Here is a 17,568-nt window from a genome sequence, read left to right as displayed (position 1 = left end):
AGACAATCCATGTATCGACGCCCCCTCCTGGCCGGCGCTCTCGCGGCCCTGGCCCTGTGCGCCGCGCCCACCGCCGGCGCGCAATCCTATCCCGCCAAGTCCCTGCGCTTCGTCGTGCCGTTCGCCGCCGGCGGCCCGGCCGACGTGGTGGCGCGCGAAGTCGCCTCCAAGCTGGGCCAGCAACTGGGCCAGACCATCGTGGTCGAAAACATGGGCGGCGGCCACGGCGTCCCGGCCATGAACGCCGTGGGCCGCGCGGCCCCCGACGGCTACACGCTGCTGATGGCGGCGTCCGGCAACGTCACCATCCAGCCGCTGACCATGCGCAGCAGCGCCGAGGCGATGAAACGCCTGGTGCCGGTCGGCATGGTGTCCAGCAGTCCCCACGTGCTGGTGGCGACGACGAAGATCCCCGTCACCAGCGTGCAGGAACTGATCGACTATGCCCGCCGGCATCCGGGCAAGGTGAACTTCGGTTCGGCCGGCACCGGGGGCGTGGCGCACCTGGGCATGGAGCTGTTCAAGGCCCTGAGCCGCACCCAGATCGAGCACATCCCCTACAAGGGCACTTCGCAGGTCATGGTGGACCTGGCTTCGGGCGAGGTCCAGGCCCTGTTCAGCAGCATGCCGTCGCTGAAGGCGCTGATCGACAAGGGTTCGATCCGGGCGCTGGGGCTGACGGCTCCCAGCAAGGCGTCGGACACCGCCAGCCTGCCATTGATCTCGGCCACGCTGCCCGGCATGGAATACACCACCTGGTACGGCCTGTACGCGCCCACGGGCACGCCGCAACCCGTCATCGACAAGCTCAATGCCGAACTGCGCAAGACGCTGACCGACCCCGCGCTGGTCGCCCGCATGCGGGAACAGAGCGTGGACCTGATCGCCAGCACCCCCGCCGAACTGGACGCCCGCACCAAGCAGGACACCGAGAAATGGGGCCGGCTGATCAAGGAAGAGAACCTGAAGATCGACTGAGCTTCCCCGGCTTCCCCCCGACGCCCGCGACCGGCTTGCCCGGTTCCGGGCGTTTTTTTGCCCTCTTTTATAAATCAAAACATAAATGATAGTGAGAATTAATCTTGATTAAAATCCGTATTTGCTCAAGAATCTCGGCTTCGTTCGTCTACGCCCTAGCGGCCCGGTTGGTTTCATGTCCCGTCCGTCCTCCCCACGCTCCACGCCGTCGCGCCTGCGCCGGGCGCTCCATCTCGCGCTGAGCGCTCCCCTGGCCACGGCCGCCGTCGCCGTGGCGCAGGAGGCCCACACCCTGGCCCCCGTCGTCGTCACCGGCACCCGCACCGAAAAAACGCTGGACGACACGCCCATCCGCACCGAAATCGTCACCCGCGAGGAAATCGAGCGCACCCACGCCCGTACGCTGACCCAGGCGCTGGAGAACATCCCCGGCCTGCAGTTGCGGGAGATCCACGGCAAGTCGGGCTACGAGTTGTCGCTGCAGGGCCTGAGCAGCGACCAGGTGCTGGTGCTGATCGACGGCCTGCCGATCTCGGCCAGCACCGGCTCCACGGTGGACCTGAGCCAGTACCTGCTGACCGACGTCGACCACATCGAAGTGGTCAAGGGCGCCACCTCGGCGCAATACGGCAGTTCGGCCATGGGCGGCGTCATCAACGTCATCACCCGCCCCGCGCAGCCCGGCCTGTCGGGCACGGCCACGCTGGACGCCGGCAGCTACGGCAGCCAGAACAGCAAGGGCGGTTCGTGGCGGCCGGCCAACCGGCACGGCCAGTTCTCCATCCAGGGTGGCAACGAACAACTGCGCGGCCGCATCGCGGCCGACGTGCTGGACGATGACGGCTTCGGCATCAACCCCGACGCCTGGAGCCGCCAGGGCGACGAGATCCGCCGCCAGCAGTATTCGGCGCGCGTGGACTGGCTGCCCGGCGCCCGCCAGCGCTACTTCGTGGACGGCAGCGTCTACCGCGAGGACGATACCCAGCGCTACACCACCTTCGTGCCGCCCAACCTGCTGCCGCAGCGCAAGACCGAAACCATCGAACGCAAGCGCCTCACCGGAGGCGGCCAGTGGGAACTGGGCAACGGCACCAGGCTGCAATTGAAGGGCGTGGGCGAACGCTACGACAGCACTTCCCAGGCCTACTCCAACGAATTCGCGACCACGCGCCGCACCGCCAAGCAGGAAATGGGGCACCTGACCGCGCAGGTGGACCTGCCGGCCTGGCGCAACCAGTTGTGGCAATTCGGCGCCGACTACCACTACGAAGACCTCAAGCAGGACAACAACGGCGTCTCCGAATTCGTGCGCAGCGGCTCGGTCGACCGTTCCAGCAAGGAAGTCTTCGCCCAGAACGACATCATCTTCAACGACACCTGGGAACTGCTGCTGGGCGCCCGCTACCAGGACGACTCCGACTTCGGCGGCCACTTCGCGCCCAAGGCCAGCCTGCGCGGCAAGCTGCTCAACACCCAGAACTGGAGCGGCGTGCTGCGGGCAAGTTTCGGCCAGGGCTATCGCGTGCCCAACCTGAAGGAACGCTATTACCTGTTCGACCACAGCGCCCTGGGCTACATGGTGCTGGGCAATCCCGACCTGAAGCCCGAGGCGTCCAACAGCTTCCAGCTGGGCGGCACCCTGACCTTCCGCCAGGACGTCACGTTCGAGGTCAATGCCTTCATGAACCGGGTGAAGGACCTGATCCAGACGGACATGAGCAACACCACCATCATCGATGGCGTCACGGCCTACACCTACCGCAACATCGCGCGCGCCCGCACCCAGGGCATCGAGACCGGCTTGCGCTGGCAGGCCACACCCGCCCTCGCGCTGAACGTCGGCTACACCTTCACCGACGCCAAGAACCTGGACACCGGCGGCGAACTGACCCGGCGGCCGCGCCACATCGGCCGCGTCGGCGCCGACTGGCGCGCCCTGCCCGACACCACGGTATCCGTGCGCACCCGCATCCAGAGCAGCGAACTGATCTCGTCCGACGACGTCGCGCAGTCCAACGGCGGCTCGGGCGGCGGCGGCCGCTCGCCGGGCTGGACCACGCTGGACCTGATGGTGAACCAGAAGATCGGCCGCCAGCTCACGGTGTTCGCCGGCATCAACAACCTGTTCGACCGCCAGCGCGACTTCTCCAACCCAACCGATTTCGGCCCGCTTCGAGGCCGCTTCGTCTACGTCGGGGCGCGCTACGCCTTCGGCTCGACCCAATAACCTTTTCCTAGGGGGGAACCCATCATGCAATCCAGATCCTTGTTCACGCTCGGCGCCCTGTGCGCCGCCCTGGCGCTCGCGGGCTGCGGCGGCGGTGGCGATGGCGGCAGCACCGGGGGCGGCGGCAACAATGGCGGCGGGGACGGCGGCGGCACGACGCCCACACCCACCAACAAGTTCACGCAAAGCGGCGAATGGACATTCACGCTGCCCGCGGCCGGCTCCTCGGTCTGCTATGACTTCGACACCAAGGCGGCCGTCGCCAGCTGCTCCGGCAATACCTGGGACCTGAAACTGACCAGCAGCGGCCTGACCGGCACGCTATGGACCAACAGCGGCACCAGCGGAACCGGATCGGGCGGCGCCTTCGGCGGACCGTTCGAACACACCTGGACCGAACTGAAGACCTATCAAAGCGCCACGACGGACCCCACCAGCGGCGCGGCCCTTCCCGCCACCGTCTACGCCGCCGATGCCGCGGCCAGCGTGTTCACCGGTACCAACGACATCCGCGCCGCCGCGTTCGAATACGGGGTGACCGGCAGCTCCACCGACCACAGCCTCTACCCCAACTTCCGCGTCTTCCTGATCACCGCCAACAGCGCCGCGGTGGTCGGATCGACCACCACGCCGGTCACCACCGGCGATGGCGTGTTCGCCCTGCAGGTCACCGGCTACTATGGCGGCCCGGGCGGCACGACCTCCGGCCACATCTCGTTCCGCTGGGCGACCCGGACAACCGCCCCCATCATCCAGACCGCCACGGTCGACGCCACCAGCGGCTGGGTCTACTACGACCTGGTCAACAAACGTACCGTGGACCAGAGCGGCGCATGGCACATCGCCTTCAACCGCTACAACGTCAAGCTGAACGGCGGATCGTCGGGCACCGGCACCGTCGCCGGCTTCCTCGGCAAGACCCCGGCCGGCTTCTACGACTCCACCGGCAAGCCCATTGCCGCCAAGTTCACCAGCACGACCAGCATCTCGGACACCGAAGCCGAACTGACCGCCGCCGACTTGGCCACGCCGGCCCGGACCTCCGCATGGGTCAAGGACAGCAACTCCTCGGCGCTGAACCCCGCCGTGCAGGGCGCCTACCCCAATCCGCTGAGCTACGGCTGGTACACCTACTACCCCACCGCGGCCGCCGCCAAGAACGCCGGGCTGCCGGAAGTCGCCCACATCATCAGCGCCAACCCGGCCAACGGCACCTTGATCCGCAACGGCGAAGGCAGCAGCTACACGCGCCTGCACCTGACCGGCATCACCTACGCCGATCCCCAGGACGCCAACAGCGCCCAGACGTGGACCTTCGCCTACGATCTCCAGCCAGCCGCCGACTGATTAGTTTTGGAGCGGTTGTACCTTCACCGCCGTCCTTCGGGACGGCGGTTTTTTTCGTCGCGAAAGCGTGCGCCCCTCTGCTAATATTTCGCGCAGCATTGCTCGCCGTCTCCACCCCCCCCCCCACCCTCTGGAGAGTCCCCCATGCGTAAGCTCATCGGCCTGTTGAGCCTCGTCCTGCTATTGGCTGCGTGTTCCGAAAAAAGCGCCGACAAGGAAATCAAGGTAGCGGTATCGCCGGCTTCCCCGCCCAACCTGTTCGAGGAGAACGGCACCACCAAGGGCCTGGACCTCGATATCTTCGAGAGCTACTGCAAGGCCCGGGGCTGCAAGCTCAAGATCACGGCCTACGACTGGCAAGGCATGCTGGGCGCGGTGGTCAGCAAGCAGGCCGACGTGGCGTTCTCCGGCATCTCCATCACCAAGCAGCGCGAAGAGGTCATGGATTTCTCCAAGCCCTACATGGAGAACACCTGGAACCTGGTCAGCCTGAAGAGCCGCAACATCAAGTTCGACGACCTGGCCGAGATGAAGAAGTACAGCGTCGGCTATCCGCGCGGCATGGCCTACAGCGACTTCATCAAGAACGACCTGACGCCCAAGGGCGTCTATACGCTCGACAAGGTCAAGATGTACCCGTCCTATAACGAGGTGCTGTCCGACCTGCAGAACGGCAACCTGGACCTCGCCTTCCTGGACGGCACCGTGGCCTCGGTCTACCGCAAGACGCTGCCCATCCAGGACAGCTACGTCTTCACCGGCTTCGACCGCTTCGGCTTCGCCTTCCCCAAGGGCTCCAAGCTGCGCGAGGACTTCGACAACTACATGGCGAACGAGCTCAAGCCCGAGGGCGTGCAGGCCATCATCAACAAATGGATGCAATAGTCCCCCCCGTACGCCCTTCGGGCGCCCCCCAGGGGGCGATGCGGGTGGACCGGCGGAGCCGGATCCACCGCATCCTGGGTCTGGTGCCGCTGTCTTGGGTCGGTGCGGTGGAGCTTTGCCCCATAGGTACGGTATAGCGCGATGGATATCGCGCGAATATTCGGGCTGCTGGGGACGGGGGTTGGATATACGGTCCTGGTGACGCTGGCTTGCAGCGTCACCGGCGTGATCGTGGGACTGGCGATCGCGATCCTGGGGCGGCTGGGGTGGCGGGCGGTGGATGGGGTGCTTGGGGTATTCACCTACGTCTTCCGCGGCATTCCGGTGCTGGTGCTGCTGTTCATCGTGTTCTTCGGGCTGCCCACCATCGGCGTCGGCGTGCCGCCGCTGGTGTCGATGATGCTGAGCCTGGGGCTGATCACCGGCGCCTATCTGGGCGAGGTGTTCCGCGGCGCGCTGGATTCGGTCGAGGCCAGCGAGGTGCTGGCGGCCGAGGCGATGGGCATGAGCCGGGTGCAGATCTTCGCCTACATCGAGCTGCCGCAGATGCTGCGGTTCTCGGTGCCGGGCATGGTCAACGAATTCACCACCGTGTTGAAGTACTCGCCCTTCGGCTACACGGTGGGCATCCCCGAAGTCATGAAACAGGCCATGGCGCTGTCCGCCGCCACGCTGCGCGGCGTGGAGATCTATTTCGCCGTGGGCCTGGTGTACTTCGCGATCTACAAGATACTGGTGACGGCGATCTGGGCGCTGGAGAAGCGCTGCCGCGTGCCGGGCCTGACGGAGCATTGAGAAACGGCCATGGCGCTACTGACAGTCCGCGATCTGAAGATGGCCTACGACGGCCGGACGGTGCTCAACGGCATCGACCTGGACCTGGAGGAAGGCGAACTCAAGGTGGTGATGGGTCCCTCGGGCTGCGGCAAGTCGACCCTGCTGCGCTGCCTGAACCGGCTGGTCACGCCCACGTCCGGGCAGATCATTTTCCGGGGCGAGGACGTCATGCGCCCGGACACCGACGTGCGGGCCCTGCGCCAGCGCATCGGCTTCGTGTTCCAGAACTTCGCCCTGTACCGCCACCTGACCGCGCTCGAGAACGTGACGCTGGGCCTGCGCAAGCTGCGCGGCATGGCGACCGCCGCCGCCAACGAGCGGGCCATGCACGAACTTGGCCGCATGAACCTGGCCGAGCACGCGCAGAAATACCCGGCGCAGCTCTCGGGCGGACAGAAGCAGCGGGTGGCCATCGCGCGGGCGCTGGCGATGGATCCGGCGGTGCTGTTCTTCGACGAACCCACCTCGGCGCTGGATCCGGTCATGTCGCGCGAGATCATCAACGTCATCAACCAGTTGCGCCGGGACAAGGTGTCGATGCTGTGCGTGACCCATGACCTGACGCTGGCGCGCACGGTCCAGGGCCGCGTGCTGTTCCTGGACCAGGGCGAGATCCTGGCCGAAGGCGAGGCGGCCGAGTTGTTCGGCGACCACGCCGATCCCCGCATCCGCGCGTTCTTCAGCTGAATGGACGGCCTGCTGACCTTTCTCGGGCAAGTCGCGGAGTTCGGGCCGCAGATCCTGCTCGGCCTGGAACATACGCTGCTGCTGGCCGCCGTCATCACGGTAACCGGCCTGCTGGGCGGCATCCTGGTGTTCTACCTGACGCTCAGCCCCAGCCGCCTGTGCCGCCGCCTGACGGAAGGCTACATCTCGTTCTTCATCGGCACGCCGCTGATCGCCCTGCTCTTCCTGATGTACTACGGCCTGCCGCAATGGGGGCTGCGCCCCTCGCCGCTAACCGTGGCGATCATCGGCTTCACGATGAACGTGGCGGCCTACAACGCGCGCTACCTGGCCACGGCGTATCGCGGGCTGGACCGGGACGAACTGGAAGCGGCGCGGGCGCAGGGATTCTCGGCGCCGCAGATCTTCCGCCTGATCACGTTGCCGCAGGTGCTGCGGCTGTCGATTCCGGCGCTGTCCAACCAGGTGATCCTGAACCTGAAGGACAGCTCGGTAGCCTTCCTGATCCAGTACACCGAGTTCTTCGCCCAGATCCAGGACATGGCGATCCGCAACTTCCAGTTCTTCAAGGCCTATGTGCTGGCCGGCCTGGTCTACCTGGCGCTGGTGTCGGTCATCGTGCTGGCCGCGCGCCAGCTGGAGCGGCGGCTGATCCTGCCGGGGACGCGGCGCATCTAGGGCCTGTCCAGGCCCCGGGGCTCAGATCACTCCGTAGCGCGCCCGGTATGCCAGCACCGCCTCGCGGTGCTGTTCGAATTCACCGCCCCCGCCGCCCTGCTGGATCATGTCGAGGATGTCGTCCAGCGAGGCGATGCTGACCACCGGGCAGCCGTTGGTGTGCACCACGTCCTGCACCGCCGAGTGCTCGGACAGGGCGTCGTCGGGGCCGACCCGCTCCATGCGGTCCAGCGCGATCAGCACGGCGGCCGGCTTGGCCTTGGCGGCCTGGATCAGGCGCACCGATTCGCGCACCGAGGTGCCGGCCGAGATCACGTCGTCGATGATGACCACGCGGCCTTCCAGCGGCGCGCCGACCAGCGAACCGCCTTCGCCGTGGTCCTTGGCTTCCTTGCGGTTGAACGCGAAGGGCACGTCGCGGCCGCGGGCGGCCAGCGCGACCGCGGTGGCGGTAACCAGCGGGATGCCCTTGTAGGCCGGGCCGTACAGCATGTCGAATTCGACGTCCGAGGCCAGCAGCGCCTGGGCGTAGAACTCGGCCAGCCGTCCCACGGCCGCGCCGCTGTTGAACAGTCCGGCGTTGAAGAAGTAGGGACTCAGCCGGCCCGCCTTGGTCGTGAACGCGCCGAATCGCAGCACGCCCAGCTCGGTGGCGAAGCGGACGAAATCGGTACGGAAACGGCTCTCGTCGATCGAGGGCTCGGTGTCGGCGGGACGGGGGGCGGTAGCGGTCTGGGGCACGGCGGTCACGGTACGAAGTCACAACGGCACGGGGGAAGGCCTTCCCCCGGCGGCGCGATGGGCCAGCGTGATTGTAAAACGGCTCGGGCCCCCCGGGCGAATCTACTTCAAAACGTCCCGCAGCCAGGCGGCGCACTCGCCCGCCTCCTCCACCGGCCAATCCACGGTCAGGGCGGTATCGCCACGGCGCAGTTCGATGTGGATGTTACGGCCGGAGGCGGCCCCCCGCCCCCCCAGGAGACGCGACCACCACCCCCCATCGGCGACCGAGGCACGGCTGGCTTCCTGGCCATTCACCCGTGCGGACGCGCCGGCGGGAACCTGTGGCGCGGCGGACCGCAGCGGGGCGGCAACGGGCGCGGCCGGGCTGGCCGCGGGAGCCGGGCGAGCGGGGGTGGCCGCCGCCGCGGCGGCCGGAGCCGGGGTTCCCTGCGACTGTGCGTCCCTGCGCGTAATGGTCACCTGGGCCGCGCCGGGGATCTCGCCTCCGGCCAGGCGGGTCGCCAGGTTCTGGCTGAACTCTTCCCACATCCTGTCGGCCTTGGTCTTCATGACGCTCAGGCCGAAGGTCCCCAGCCGGCCCAGCACGTCGACCGTGACCTTGGTGCGCAGCTCGGTCTGTCCGTCGGGCAGCGCCGTCAGGAAGATCTCGCTCTGCTGCTTGAGCGAACTGGCCACCGAGGAGTCCTCGCCGGTGCCCTCGGCGCGCAGGTATTCGGGGGCGCGCTGCTCGACGATGCGCGTCCTGAGCTTGAACTTGGCGCTGATGAAGCTGATCTTGACGTGGATGACGGCGTTGTACTCGACGTCGCTGACCACCTCGATGGACTTCATCCCGGGCACGCAGCTGGCCATTACCGTGGGGTCCAGCAGCATGTCCCAGACCTTGGCGGCCGGGGCCGCCACCGTTAAGACTTTTTCAATTTCCACGCATTTTCTCCGAAGCGTCGAGGATGGACTCGACGATCTGGGCATAGCCCGTGCAGCGGCACAGGTTGCCGTTCAGTCCTTCGCGGACCTGGTCGGCCGTGGGCCGGGGGTTGCGCTCGAGCAGGTGGCAGGCCGTCATCAGCATGCCTGGCGTGCAGTAGCCGCATTGCAGGCCGCCGCACTCCATGAAGCTCTGCTGCAGGGGATGGAGTTCGTCGCCCTTGGCCAGGCCCTCCACCGTCGTGATGCTGCGGCCGTTGGCCTGCACCGCCAGAGACAGGCAGGACTTGACCACCTCGCCGTCCACCAGCACCGAGCAGGCGCCGCAGATGCCGGTTTCGCAGCCGCGCTTGGTGCCGGTCAGGTTCAGGTCGTCCCGCAGGAAATCCGACAGCATGCGGCGCGCGGGGACCTCGGCGCTGTGCTGTTCACCGTTGACGGTGACTTCGATCAGGTGCTTGCTCATGGCCTTTTCCTCAATCCGTGGCCAGCCCGTACAGGCCGGCGATGGTGCGCCTGGCGACCACCCGCACCATGTCGCGGCGGAACTCGTCGGACCCCCGCGCGTCGGATACGGGCTGGATGTCGGCGGCGACGATGTCCGCGGCTTCGGCTGCCACCTCGGGCGTGATGGTCTTGCCCGCCAGAAAGTGTTCGGCGCGCGGCACGCGGCAGGGAATGGGCGTGGAGGCGCCCACCGCCAGGATGGCCTCGCGGCAGGTGCCGCCGCTGCGGCGCGTGGCCAGCGACAGGCCGATCAAGGGCCGGTGCTCGGCGGCGGTGCGCAGGAAGCGGGTGTACAGGCCGGAAAAATCGGCCGGTGGCGCCGGCACGCGGATCTCGACCACGATCTCGTCGGGTTCGATGGCGGTCACGTAGTAGTCCACCAGGAACTCCTCGATGGACAGCACCCGCTGGCCGCGGACGCTGCCCAGCACCACCCGCGCGTCCAGCGACATCAGGCAGGTGGGCGGGTCGGTGGACGGGTCGGCATAGCAGAGATTGCCGCCCAGCGTGCCCTGGTTGCGCACCTGGGGATTGGCGACCTGGGCCGCCATGGCCGCCAGCATGGGATAGTGCTGTTTCACCACCGCCGAATCGGCCACGTCCGTGTGGCGCGCCAGCGCGCCTATGCGCAGGCCTTCCACGGGATCGAAGCGGATCCCGCGCAAGGCCTCGATACGCGCGACCGAGATGATGTGCGAGGGCACCAGCATGCGCTGGCGCATGGCCAGCATCAGCGCCGTGCCTCCGGCCATGACCCGGCAGTCCTCGCCCAGGTCCGCCAGCATGCGGCTGGCCTCGGCCACCGATGCCGGCTCGAGGAAATCGAAATCACGCATGGCGGGAGCCTCCTTGTTCCTGTTCGCGGGCCTGGCGCTGCGCGCGCAAGCCCGCCAGCACCTTCTCGGGCGTGATCGGCAGGTCCGTGATCCGCACGCCGATGGCGTCGTAGACCGCGTTGGCGATGGCCGGCGCGCCCGGCAGGATGGCCGTCTCGCTCGCGCCCTTGGCGCCATAGGGTCCATTGGGATCGTTGGATTCGACGATGCCCGAACGCAGCAGCGGAATGGAATCGGCGGTGGGCATGTTGTAGTCGGCGAAATTGCCGTTGGCCAGCCGGCCGTTCTCCAGCTGCAATTGCTCGTACAGCGCCCAGCCCATCGCCTGCGCCGCCGCGCCATTGCTCTGGCCGTGCACGGCCAGCGGGTTGAAGGCCTTGCCGCAGTCGTCCGACACGTAGGAATCCAGCACCGTGACCTGGCCGGTCTCGGTGTCGACCTCGACCTCCACGGCCTGCGCCGCGTAAGAGTGCGCCGGCGCGATGTTGCCGTGGACGTCGCCGTGCATGACGGTCTTGGCGTCCCAGGTGGCGCTGACCTGCAGGCCTTCGCCGTCGTGGCGCCAGATGTGCAGCTTGGCGATCTCGGCGATGGTGGCGCGCTTGTCGGGCGCGCTCCGGGAGCGGATGAAGCCGTCCACGATCTCCAGGTCGTCTGTCGGGACCTCCAGCTTCGTGGCGGCAAGCCCGATCAGCGCCTCGCGCGCCTTGCGCGCGGCCAGAATGGCCGCATTGCCCGCCGCGATCGTCACGCGCGAGGCCAGCGAGCCGATGGCGTACGGCGAAATGTCGGTATCCGGCGCGACCACGTGCACGTGGTCCAGGGGAATGTTCAGCTCATGAGCGACGACCTGGCTCAGCATGGTCATGGCGCCCTGCCCCATGTCGCATTCGCCGCTGTGGATCACCGCGCGGCCGTCCTCGTTGATCTTGACGATCACCGTCGAGCCGTCCCAATTGCCGATGGTGCGATTTCCGCTGACGTGCATCGCGGCAGCCATGCCGACGCCGCGAGGCCTGGAGCCCCTGACCTGATTACCCTTGCTGGCGCGCTTGGCCTTCCACTGGATGGCGTCTATGCACTGGTCTATGCATTCGCGCAGGCCGGTACTGCCTATCTTCCAGCCATGTATCGAGGTATCCCCCGCCTCGTGCGCGTTGAGCTTGTGGATCGCCACCGGATCCAGTCCCAACTGTTCAGCCATCATGTGGATGTGGCTGTTGAGCGCGAACTGCATCTGCGCGCCGCCGAATCCTCGGAACGCGCCATGCGGCGGGTTGTTGGTATAGACCAGCGTCGCATGCGAACGCACGTTCTCCAGGCGATGCATGTTGTCGCTTCGCATGGCCGTCACGTGCATCACCTCGGCCGACAGGCCACTGTAGGCGCCGCATTCGGCAACGATACGCACGTCCTTGGCGACGATGCGGCCGTCCCTGGCCATGCCCAGCTTCAGCGTGATCCGCTCGGGTACGCTGGAACAGCAGGCCAGGAAATCCTCCAGGCGGTTGTTCACCACCCGCACGGGCCGGCCGGTTTTGACCGCCAGCAGGCCGGCGATCAGGTTGTTGGCGTCCTCCACCATCTTCCCGCCGAAGCCGCCCCCGGTCGTGGCCTGCATGACACGGATGCTCGAGACGGGCATCTCGAGCGCCGCCGCGAGGCGCATCCGCGCCTGGAATATGGATTGCGTGGACGTCCATACCTGGAGGCGCCCGTCCGGATCGATAGTCGCCACCGTCGCCATGGGCTCGAGATACCCGGGGTACTGGGCATGGCAGTCGTATGTCGCCTCGTAGACGAGATCCGCCTTGGCGAACCCCGCATCCACGTCGCCGAGATGGAACTTGATCTCGTGCGAGACATTGTTGCGGCCGGGATGCACGCCGGGCGCCTCTTCATCCAGCGCCTCGTCGGGCGTCAGGATGGCCGGCAGCTCCTCGTACTCGACCGCGATCAGGTCGAGGGCATCGCGCGCGATCTCCTCGGTCGTGGCCGCTACCGCGGCCACTTCCTCTCCGGCGAAGCGCACGACGCCCTCGGCCAGGATGCGCCGTTCCTTGTGATGCACCCCCCACATGGCGCGCGGCGCATCCGCGCCCGTCAGCACCGCCTTGACACCCGGCAGCGCAAGCGCCGCCGAGACGTCGATACGGACGATGCGCGCATGCGGATAGGGACTGCGCAGCACCTTGCCGTGCAGCATCCCGGCGACCTTCACGTCGCCGGCATATTGCGCGCGCCCCAGTACCTTGGCGCGCGCGTTGACCTGGGGAATGGCCTTGCCCAGCGTGGATGCGTTCATCCTGACCTCCTGTTGCTCGGTCCCTGCATGGCGGGCTTACTGCGCCTTGATGCCCAGGGACTTGATGATGCCGCCCACCACTTCATACTCGCGTGCATTGGTGCGGCCGAGTTCGGCGGGTTCGCCGCCGTGCGGGAATGCGCCGTAGGTAGCCAGCTTCTGGATCACGTCCTGCTGCTTCAGGATCTCGTTCAGGTGGCCGTTCAGCAGCTTGACGACATCGGCGGGCGTGCCCTTGGGCGCGAAGAAACCGTTCCACGATCCCACCACGATGTCCTTGTAGCCGGACTCGACCAGGGTCGGGATGTTGGGCGCGAGCGGCGACCGCTTGGCATCGCCGATGGCCAGCGGCACCAGGCGGCCGGCGGCGAAGTACTGCGTGACCGGGCCCAGCGTGACCCAGGCGGTATCCACGTGGCCGGCGACGACGTCGGTCACCGAGGGGCCCACGCCGCGGTAGGGCACGTGCTGGATGGATACCTTGGCCTCGCGGTTGAGCCATTCGGCGATCACGTGCATGGGTGAACCCGCGCCCGGGGTGGCGTAGGACACCGTCTTGCCGGCCTTGGCGGCGTCGATCATGTCCTTGACCGTCTTGAATCCGGTCTTGGGATTGGCCACCAGCACCAGCGGCTGCACGGCGGTCTGGTTGACGGGCTCGAAGCCGTTCAGCACGTCGTAGCTCTGGGCGGGCGACAGGCCCAGCACCATGGGCGCGGTGGTGAAAGGATTGGGCGTGAACAGCAGCGTGTAGCCGTCGGGCGCGGCGCGTCCGACATAGCCGTTGCCCACCGTGCCGCCGGCGCCGCCCTTGTTCTCGACGATGACCGACTGCTTCAGGCGCTCGCCCAGCTTCTCGGCGAACAGGCGCGCGATGGCGTCGGTGTCTCCGCCTGGCGGGTAGGACACGATGACGGTGATCGGCTTGGCGGGATAACCGGCCGCCTGGGCAGCGCCCAGGCCGACACAGCAGGTGGTGATCGCCATGGCGGCGGCAAGCATCTGGCGGCGATAGAGATTCATCACTGACTCCGAAGGGGACGATCGGGTACGGATAGACATAAGCATCGATTCACTGGTGAAACGCTTGTTCACACAGGAAACGCGATCATCCACTTTTCTTGTTGATGCATCAACACTAAGATTGTACCGATTGACAAGCCGGAACAAAATATTTTTGGATTTCGAAATATTCCGTCAGACATGACGATCCCGGCACTGTGGAATAATCCTCCGTCCCATGCCGGAACCCTCTAGCCGACCGCCATCCATGCCCCCGAAAAAGAAGGCCTCCCTCCGCCCCCCCTCCACCGGCGACCATCCGTGGACGGACATCGACGAACAGGGAACCGGCCTGTCCGTGGACGACTTCATCACCACGCTGGTCGTGCGCACCGGCAACTCGCTGCGCCGGGTCGTGACCCTGCCCTATTCCGACCAGTTCGGATTGACCATGGCCGAATGGCGCATGCTGTCGGTGGTGGCCGAGGCGCAATGCCTGCCTTTCTCGGAACTGGTCACGCGCTCGGAAACCGACAAGTCGCTGGTCAGCCGCGCCATGCGCCTGCTGGAAACGCGTGGCCTGGTCATCCTCGAACCGGTGGCCGGCTCGCCGCGCCGGGGGCTGACCTGCCGGCTCTCGGCCGACGGCCAGGCGCTGTATGACCGCGCCATGCCGGTCGCCCAGCGCGCCCAGGCCGCCATGATCCGCGTGCTCGACAACGAAGAGCGGGAGGTGCTGTACCGGACGCTGCACAAGCTGCGTCGCGCCTGCCATGATGAAGAGGACACCCTGGCCGACGATGGCCAATAGCGGTCGCTACTCCTGCTCGGCCTCCATGGACTGGCACTTTCTCTGAAGCTTCTTCAAGGCCGAAAACAGGGCCGCGCGCTCGGTCTTGCCCAGGCACGCCAACAGGGACGCCTGCCTGGCGCGCGCATGGGGAAGTACCCGCTTGTACAGCGCCATGCCATCCTTCGTAAGTCGATAGGAGAGTTTCTTCTTGCTGGTTTCCGCACCCGGGCAGACCTCCGCCAGGCCGCGTTCGAGCAAGGCTTGCAGGCCGCGGCTGACTTGCGCCTTGTCCGACCCGGAAATGTCGACCAGATCGATGAATCGCGCCGGTGCAAGCCGCGCCAGCATCGCCAGGAAGCGCCACTCCGAGACGGTCAGGCCAAACGTCTCGGCATAAGGCGCGGTCACTGTCCGGCGCAGGGCATTGGCCAGTTGAACGATAAGCGTGGAGGGAAAATTCTCCACCGCCAGGTCGGAGCCATCTGGCTCGACGGACGCCCATGGGGAGGGTTCCGAGCGCGGCCGTCCGGGAGGCCGCCGCTTTGCTGATGTGGTCATGGGGTCGGTAGCGATCGCTGCATCCGGCAACTTTACCAGGGACGCTGCGACGCCATCGCCCCTTCAATCGATCTTGATTCCCGCCTCGGCAATGACACGCCGCCACTTTCGGGTATCGGCATCGATCAGGACCCGGAGCTGGTCCGGCGTACTACCTTGGGGTTCGACGAAGATTTTGAGCAGATTGTCGCGTACATCCTGGCTCCGAAGCGTATCGGCCAACGTGGCGCCGAGCACCGCCATCACGGTTTCGGGCGTCCCCGCGGGCGCCAGCATGGCGGACCATGCCCCGACCTCCACCCCCTCGATGCCGACATCGGCCATGATGGGAATCCGGGGAGCCAGCGGCGAGCGCACCGCGCCCAGGTTGCCCAGGATCTTCAAGCGCTTCGCCTGGACCATGGGTTCGACCGTGGTCAGGTCCGCGACGACGAGTTGCGTTTCGCCCGCGGCCGCCGCGGCAACCGACGGAGCGATCCCTTTGTAGGGCACGTGGACGATGTTCGTACCGGTCGCCGACTTGAAGAGTTCTCCGGACAGATGCAGGACCGTGCCGTTACCGGCCGAGCCGAACGTCAGTTTCCCCGGGTGGGCCTTGGCCAGCGCGACGAGTTCGGGCGCATTGTTCGCCGGCACGTCCCGGAAGGCTGCCAGCACCACGGGCACATTGCCGACCAGCGAGATCGGGGCCAATTGCGCGCCGGGGTCGTACGGCAGATTCTTGTACAGGGAAACGTTGGAGGTCAGCGTATTGGCCGTGGTCAACAAGAGCGTGTAGCCATCCGGTGGCGCCTTGACGACCAGATCGACGCCGATGATGCCCGCCGCGCCCGCCCTGTTCTGTACGACGACAGGCTGCCGGAGCCGCTCGGACATGCTCCGGGCGATGATGCGCGCCGTCGCATCGGTACCCGCTCCAGCCGGATAGGGGACGATGATGGTGATAGGGCGGCTGGGAAAACTCCCCCCGGGCACCTCCGAGTTCACGCCCGGCGCGGCCGCGGAAAGGACTAGCGCAAGTACCGCCCTCGGGATCCATTTCATGATGTTCTCCATAGTCTCGTTCAATATGCGAGCAACGCGAACACGCGCTCGGCGTTGGTCTGGAAAAAGGCACGCTTCTCCCCGGCATTCAGCGGCATCCGCTCCATCTCGGCCACCTCCTGCGGAACGTACTGGTACGGGTAGTCCATCGCGTACATCACCCGCTCCGTGCCCACCACCGAGCGCACGAACGAGATGACAGGCTCCCAGGGCATGCCGCTGGTGGTGTAGTAGAAGTTCTCCCGCAGGTAGTCGCTCGGCTTGCGCTGCAACGGCGGCACGCCCGGATAGCGGTTCGCGCGAACGTTGATCGCGTGGAGATAGTCCAGGCGGTCGAACCAGAACGGCAGACCCTCTCCTAGGTGGCCCAGGACGATACGCAGCCGTGGGAACCTGTCGAGCGCACCCGATACGATGATGCGCAGGGCATGCAAGCCGGTTTCCACGGCAAAGCCGTACATGCCCACCTCCAGGCCGCGTGACAGCAATGGCTCGATCAGGCCCGGGGAAGGCGTGTTGGGATGCAGGTAGAGAGGAACGTCCAGCGCCTGCGCGGCGGCAAAAATCTCCCAATATTTTTCATCGTCCAGGTACTCGCCCTGAATGTGTGAATTGATCACCACCCCCTTCAGGCCAAGGCGCGTCACGGCGCGCTCGAGTTCGAGCGCCGCAGCGGCCGGATCCTGAGGCGCGACGGCAGCCAGCCCCGCCAGGCGCCCTCCCGCTCCACGGACGCCGTCAGCCAGTTGGTCATTGCAGGAAGCCGCCAGCGACGTCGCCAGCGGCGCCGAAAAGATTTGCACGCCGGGCGGCGTCAGGAACACCAACTGGCGATCGATACCCGCGGCATCCATATCGCGCAGGCGCCGCTCCCCGAGATCTTGCAGCCGCTTCGCTAACTGAGTGGCACGGTCGCTGTCGCCGCCGTAGAAACCCCACAAGCTGCGAAATCCAGGATCGCTGCGGGAGGTCGATTCGAGTTCCCGGCGATAGCGAAGCAATAGCTCCTCCGGAGCCCAAGCCTCTTCGACGGCGATGCGCTGATAGTCCCTGGTGGTCATTCGAATCCGCTCCATTTCTCTTGTCCTGCATCGACGAGTTCGCGCGACGCTCTTTTTTTATGTTGACGGATCAACAAAAACTTTTCAATATTTATGTGAATCCATGAAGCATGAAAATTCCGATTACTCGTTTTTTTGATTGATCCAATAGG

General features: G+C 66.3%; 17 protein-coding genes. 8 read left to right on the top strand and 9 right to left on the bottom strand.

The window, feature by feature from the left end; all coding sequences use genetic code 11:
* The first annotated feature begins 9 nt into the window (after positions 1-9).
* From EGT29_RS01475 to EGT29_RS01445, 7 genes are all read left to right on the top strand, one after another.
* Positions 10-978, top strand: a complete 969-nt coding sequence (locus EGT29_RS01475) for a tripartite tricarboxylate transporter substrate binding protein (protein WP_124687364.1) — start codon at positions 10-12, stop codon at positions 976-978.
* A gap of 175 nt (positions 979-1,153) precedes the next feature.
* Positions 1,154-3,205, top strand: coding sequence for a TonB-dependent siderophore receptor (locus EGT29_RS01470; protein ID WP_124687363.1), 2,052 nt, complete (start codon positions 1,154-1,156; stop codon positions 3,203-3,205).
* Between the two features lie 24 nt (positions 3,206-3,229).
* The gene (locus tag EGT29_RS01465; RefSeq protein WP_124687362.1) at positions 3,230-4,552 is read left to right on the top strand and encodes an HmuY family protein; all 1,323 of its coding nucleotides are present in this window, start codon (positions 3,230-3,232) and stop codon (positions 4,550-4,552) included.
* Between the two features lie 144 nt (positions 4,553-4,696).
* Positions 4,697-5,437, top strand: a complete 741-nt coding sequence (locus EGT29_RS01460; RefSeq protein ID WP_124687361.1) for a transporter substrate-binding domain-containing protein — start codon at positions 4,697-4,699, stop codon at positions 5,435-5,437.
* A gap of 141 nt (positions 5,438-5,578) precedes the next feature.
* The gene (locus tag EGT29_RS01455) at positions 5,579-6,232 is read left to right on the top strand and encodes an amino acid ABC transporter permease (RefSeq protein ID WP_124687360.1); all 654 of its coding nucleotides are present in this window, start codon (positions 5,579-5,581) and stop codon (positions 6,230-6,232) included.
* Between the two features lie 9 nt (positions 6,233-6,241).
* Positions 6,242-6,961, top strand: a complete 720-nt coding sequence (locus EGT29_RS01450; protein WP_124687359.1) for an amino acid ABC transporter ATP-binding protein — start codon at positions 6,242-6,244, stop codon at positions 6,959-6,961.
* On the top strand, positions 6,962-7,639 hold the full coding sequence (locus EGT29_RS01445; protein WP_124687358.1) for an amino acid ABC transporter permease: 678 nt from the start codon (positions 6,962-6,964) through the stop codon (positions 7,637-7,639).
* 21 nt (positions 7,640-7,660) lie between these two features.
* Here EGT29_RS01445 and pyrE read toward each other — a convergent pair whose 3' ends face one another.
* The 6 genes from pyrE to EGT29_RS01415 all read right to left on the bottom strand — a co-directional run bounded on the left by pyrE (position 7,661) and on the right by EGT29_RS01415 (position 13,981).
* Entirely contained in the window at positions 7,661-8,332 is a 672-nt protein-coding gene (pyrE, locus tag EGT29_RS01440) for an orotate phosphoribosyltransferase (RefSeq protein WP_124692172.1), read from the bottom strand.
* Between the two features lie 150 nt (positions 8,333-8,482).
* Positions 8,483-9,310: a CoxG family protein gene (locus tag EGT29_RS01435; protein WP_124687357.1), complete on the bottom strand. Its 828-nt coding sequence runs from the start codon at positions 9,308-9,310 to the stop codon at positions 8,483-8,485.
* Positions 9,300-9,776 (bottom strand): (2Fe-2S)-binding protein, encoded by a 477-nt coding sequence (locus EGT29_RS01430; RefSeq protein WP_124687356.1) that lies wholly within the window; start codon positions 9,774-9,776, stop codon positions 9,300-9,302. The genes EGT29_RS01435 and EGT29_RS01430 overlap by 11 nt, the downstream gene beginning before the upstream one ends.
* 10 nt (positions 9,777-9,786) lie before the next feature.
* A complete protein-coding gene (locus tag EGT29_RS01425) occupies positions 9,787-10,653 on the bottom strand; it encodes a xanthine dehydrogenase family protein subunit M (protein ID WP_124687355.1) in 867 nt (288 codons plus the stop codon).
* Positions 10,646-12,958 carry a xanthine dehydrogenase family protein molybdopterin-binding subunit gene (locus EGT29_RS01420; RefSeq protein WP_124687354.1) on the bottom strand — a complete coding sequence of 771 codons (2,313 nt, stop codon included), beginning with the start codon at positions 12,956-12,958 and terminating at the stop codon, positions 10,646-10,648. Before EGT29_RS01420 ends, EGT29_RS01425 begins: the two co-directional genes overlap by 8 nt.
* 36 nt (positions 12,959-12,994) lie before the next feature.
* Positions 12,995-13,981 carry a tripartite tricarboxylate transporter substrate binding protein gene (locus EGT29_RS01415; protein ID WP_124687353.1) on the bottom strand — a complete coding sequence of 329 codons (987 nt, stop codon included), beginning with the start codon at positions 13,979-13,981 and terminating at the stop codon, positions 12,995-12,997.
* A gap of 247 nt (positions 13,982-14,228) precedes the next feature.
* On the opposite strand from EGT29_RS01415, the gene EGT29_RS01410 reads away from it, so the two are divergent.
* Positions 14,229-14,771, top strand: a complete 543-nt coding sequence (locus tag EGT29_RS01410) for a MarR family winged helix-turn-helix transcriptional regulator (protein WP_124687352.1) — start codon at positions 14,229-14,231, stop codon at positions 14,769-14,771.
* A gap of 6 nt (positions 14,772-14,777) precedes the next feature.
* Here the strand turns inward: EGT29_RS01410 and EGT29_RS01405 are convergent, their stop codons facing one another.
* The 3 genes from EGT29_RS01405 to EGT29_RS01395 all read right to left on the bottom strand — a co-directional run bounded on the left by EGT29_RS01405 (position 14,778) and on the right by EGT29_RS01395 (position 17,416).
* Complete coding sequence (locus EGT29_RS01405; RefSeq protein WP_124687351.1) at positions 14,778-15,311, bottom strand: MarR family winged helix-turn-helix transcriptional regulator; 534 nt, start codon at positions 15,309-15,311, stop codon at positions 14,778-14,780.
* Between the two features lie 63 nt (positions 15,312-15,374).
* The gene (locus EGT29_RS01400) at positions 15,375-16,355 is read right to left on the bottom strand and encodes a tripartite tricarboxylate transporter substrate binding protein (RefSeq protein ID WP_161567653.1); all 981 of its coding nucleotides are present in this window, start codon (positions 16,353-16,355) and stop codon (positions 15,375-15,377) included.
* Positions 16,356-16,375: 20 nt separating this feature from the next.
* Complete coding sequence (locus EGT29_RS01395; RefSeq protein WP_124687349.1) at positions 16,376-17,416, bottom strand: amidohydrolase family protein; 1,041 nt, start codon at positions 17,414-17,416, stop codon at positions 16,376-16,378.
* Between the last annotated feature and the right edge of the window lie 152 nt (positions 17,417-17,568).

The sequence above is a fragment of the Pigmentiphaga sp. H8 genome (assembly GCF_003854895.1).
Taxonomy (GTDB): Bacteria; Pseudomonadota; Gammaproteobacteria; order Burkholderiales; family Burkholderiaceae_B; genus Pigmentiphaga.
The sequence above is the reverse complement of the archived record's forward strand: the minus strand, read 5'-3'. Positions and strand labels throughout refer to the sequence as shown.

Bases quoted from the DNA above. Each gene is read 5' to 3' on its own strand.
- EGT29_RS01475 (WP_124687364.1), top strand. From the start codon at position 10: ATGTATCGACGCCCCCTCCTGGCCGGCGCTCTCGCGGCCCTGGCCCTG.
- EGT29_RS01470 (WP_124687363.1), top strand. From the start codon at position 1,154: ATGTCCCGTCCGTCCTCCCCACGCTCCACGCCGTCGCGCCTGCGCCGG.
- EGT29_RS01465 (WP_124687362.1), top strand. From the start codon at position 3,230: ATGCAATCCAGATCCTTGTTCACGCTCGGCGCCCTGTGCGCCGCCCTG.
- EGT29_RS01460 (WP_124687361.1), top strand. From the start codon at position 4,697: ATGCGTAAGCTCATCGGCCTGTTGAGCCTCGTCCTGCTATTGGCTGCG.
- EGT29_RS01455 (WP_124687360.1), top strand. From the start codon at position 5,579: ATGGATATCGCGCGAATATTCGGGCTGCTGGGGACGGGGGTTGGATAT.
- EGT29_RS01450 (WP_124687359.1), top strand. From the start codon at position 6,242: ATGGCGCTACTGACAGTCCGCGATCTGAAGATGGCCTACGACGGCCGG.
- EGT29_RS01445 (WP_124687358.1), top strand. From the start codon at position 6,962: ATGGACGGCCTGCTGACCTTTCTCGGGCAAGTCGCGGAGTTCGGGCCG.
- EGT29_RS01430 (WP_124687356.1), bottom strand. From the start codon at position 9,776: ATGAGCAAGCACCTGATCGAAGTCACCGTCAACGGTGAACAGCACAGC.
- EGT29_RS01425 (WP_124687355.1), bottom strand. From the start codon at position 10,653: ATGCGTGATTTCGATTTCCTCGAGCCGGCATCGGTGGCCGAGGCCAGC.
- EGT29_RS01420 (WP_124687354.1), bottom strand. From the start codon at position 12,958: ATGAACGCATCCACGCTGGGCAAGGCCATTCCCCAGGTCAACGCGCGC.
- EGT29_RS01415 (WP_124687353.1), bottom strand. From the start codon at position 13,981: ATGAATCTCTATCGCCGCCAGATGCTTGCCGCCGCCATGGCGATCACC.
- EGT29_RS01410 (WP_124687352.1), top strand. From the start codon at position 14,229: ATGCCCCCGAAAAAGAAGGCCTCCCTCCGCCCCCCCTCCACCGGCGAC.
- EGT29_RS01405 (WP_124687351.1), bottom strand. From the start codon at position 15,311: ATGACCACATCAGCAAAGCGGCGGCCTCCCGGACGGCCGCGCTCGGAA.
- EGT29_RS01400 (WP_161567653.1), bottom strand. From the start codon at position 16,355: ATGAAATGGATCCCGAGGGCGGTACTTGCGCTAGTCCTTTCCGCGGCC.
- EGT29_RS01395 (WP_124687349.1), bottom strand. From the start codon at position 17,416: ATGACCACCAGGGACTATCAGCGCATCGCCGTCGAAGAGGCTTGGGCT.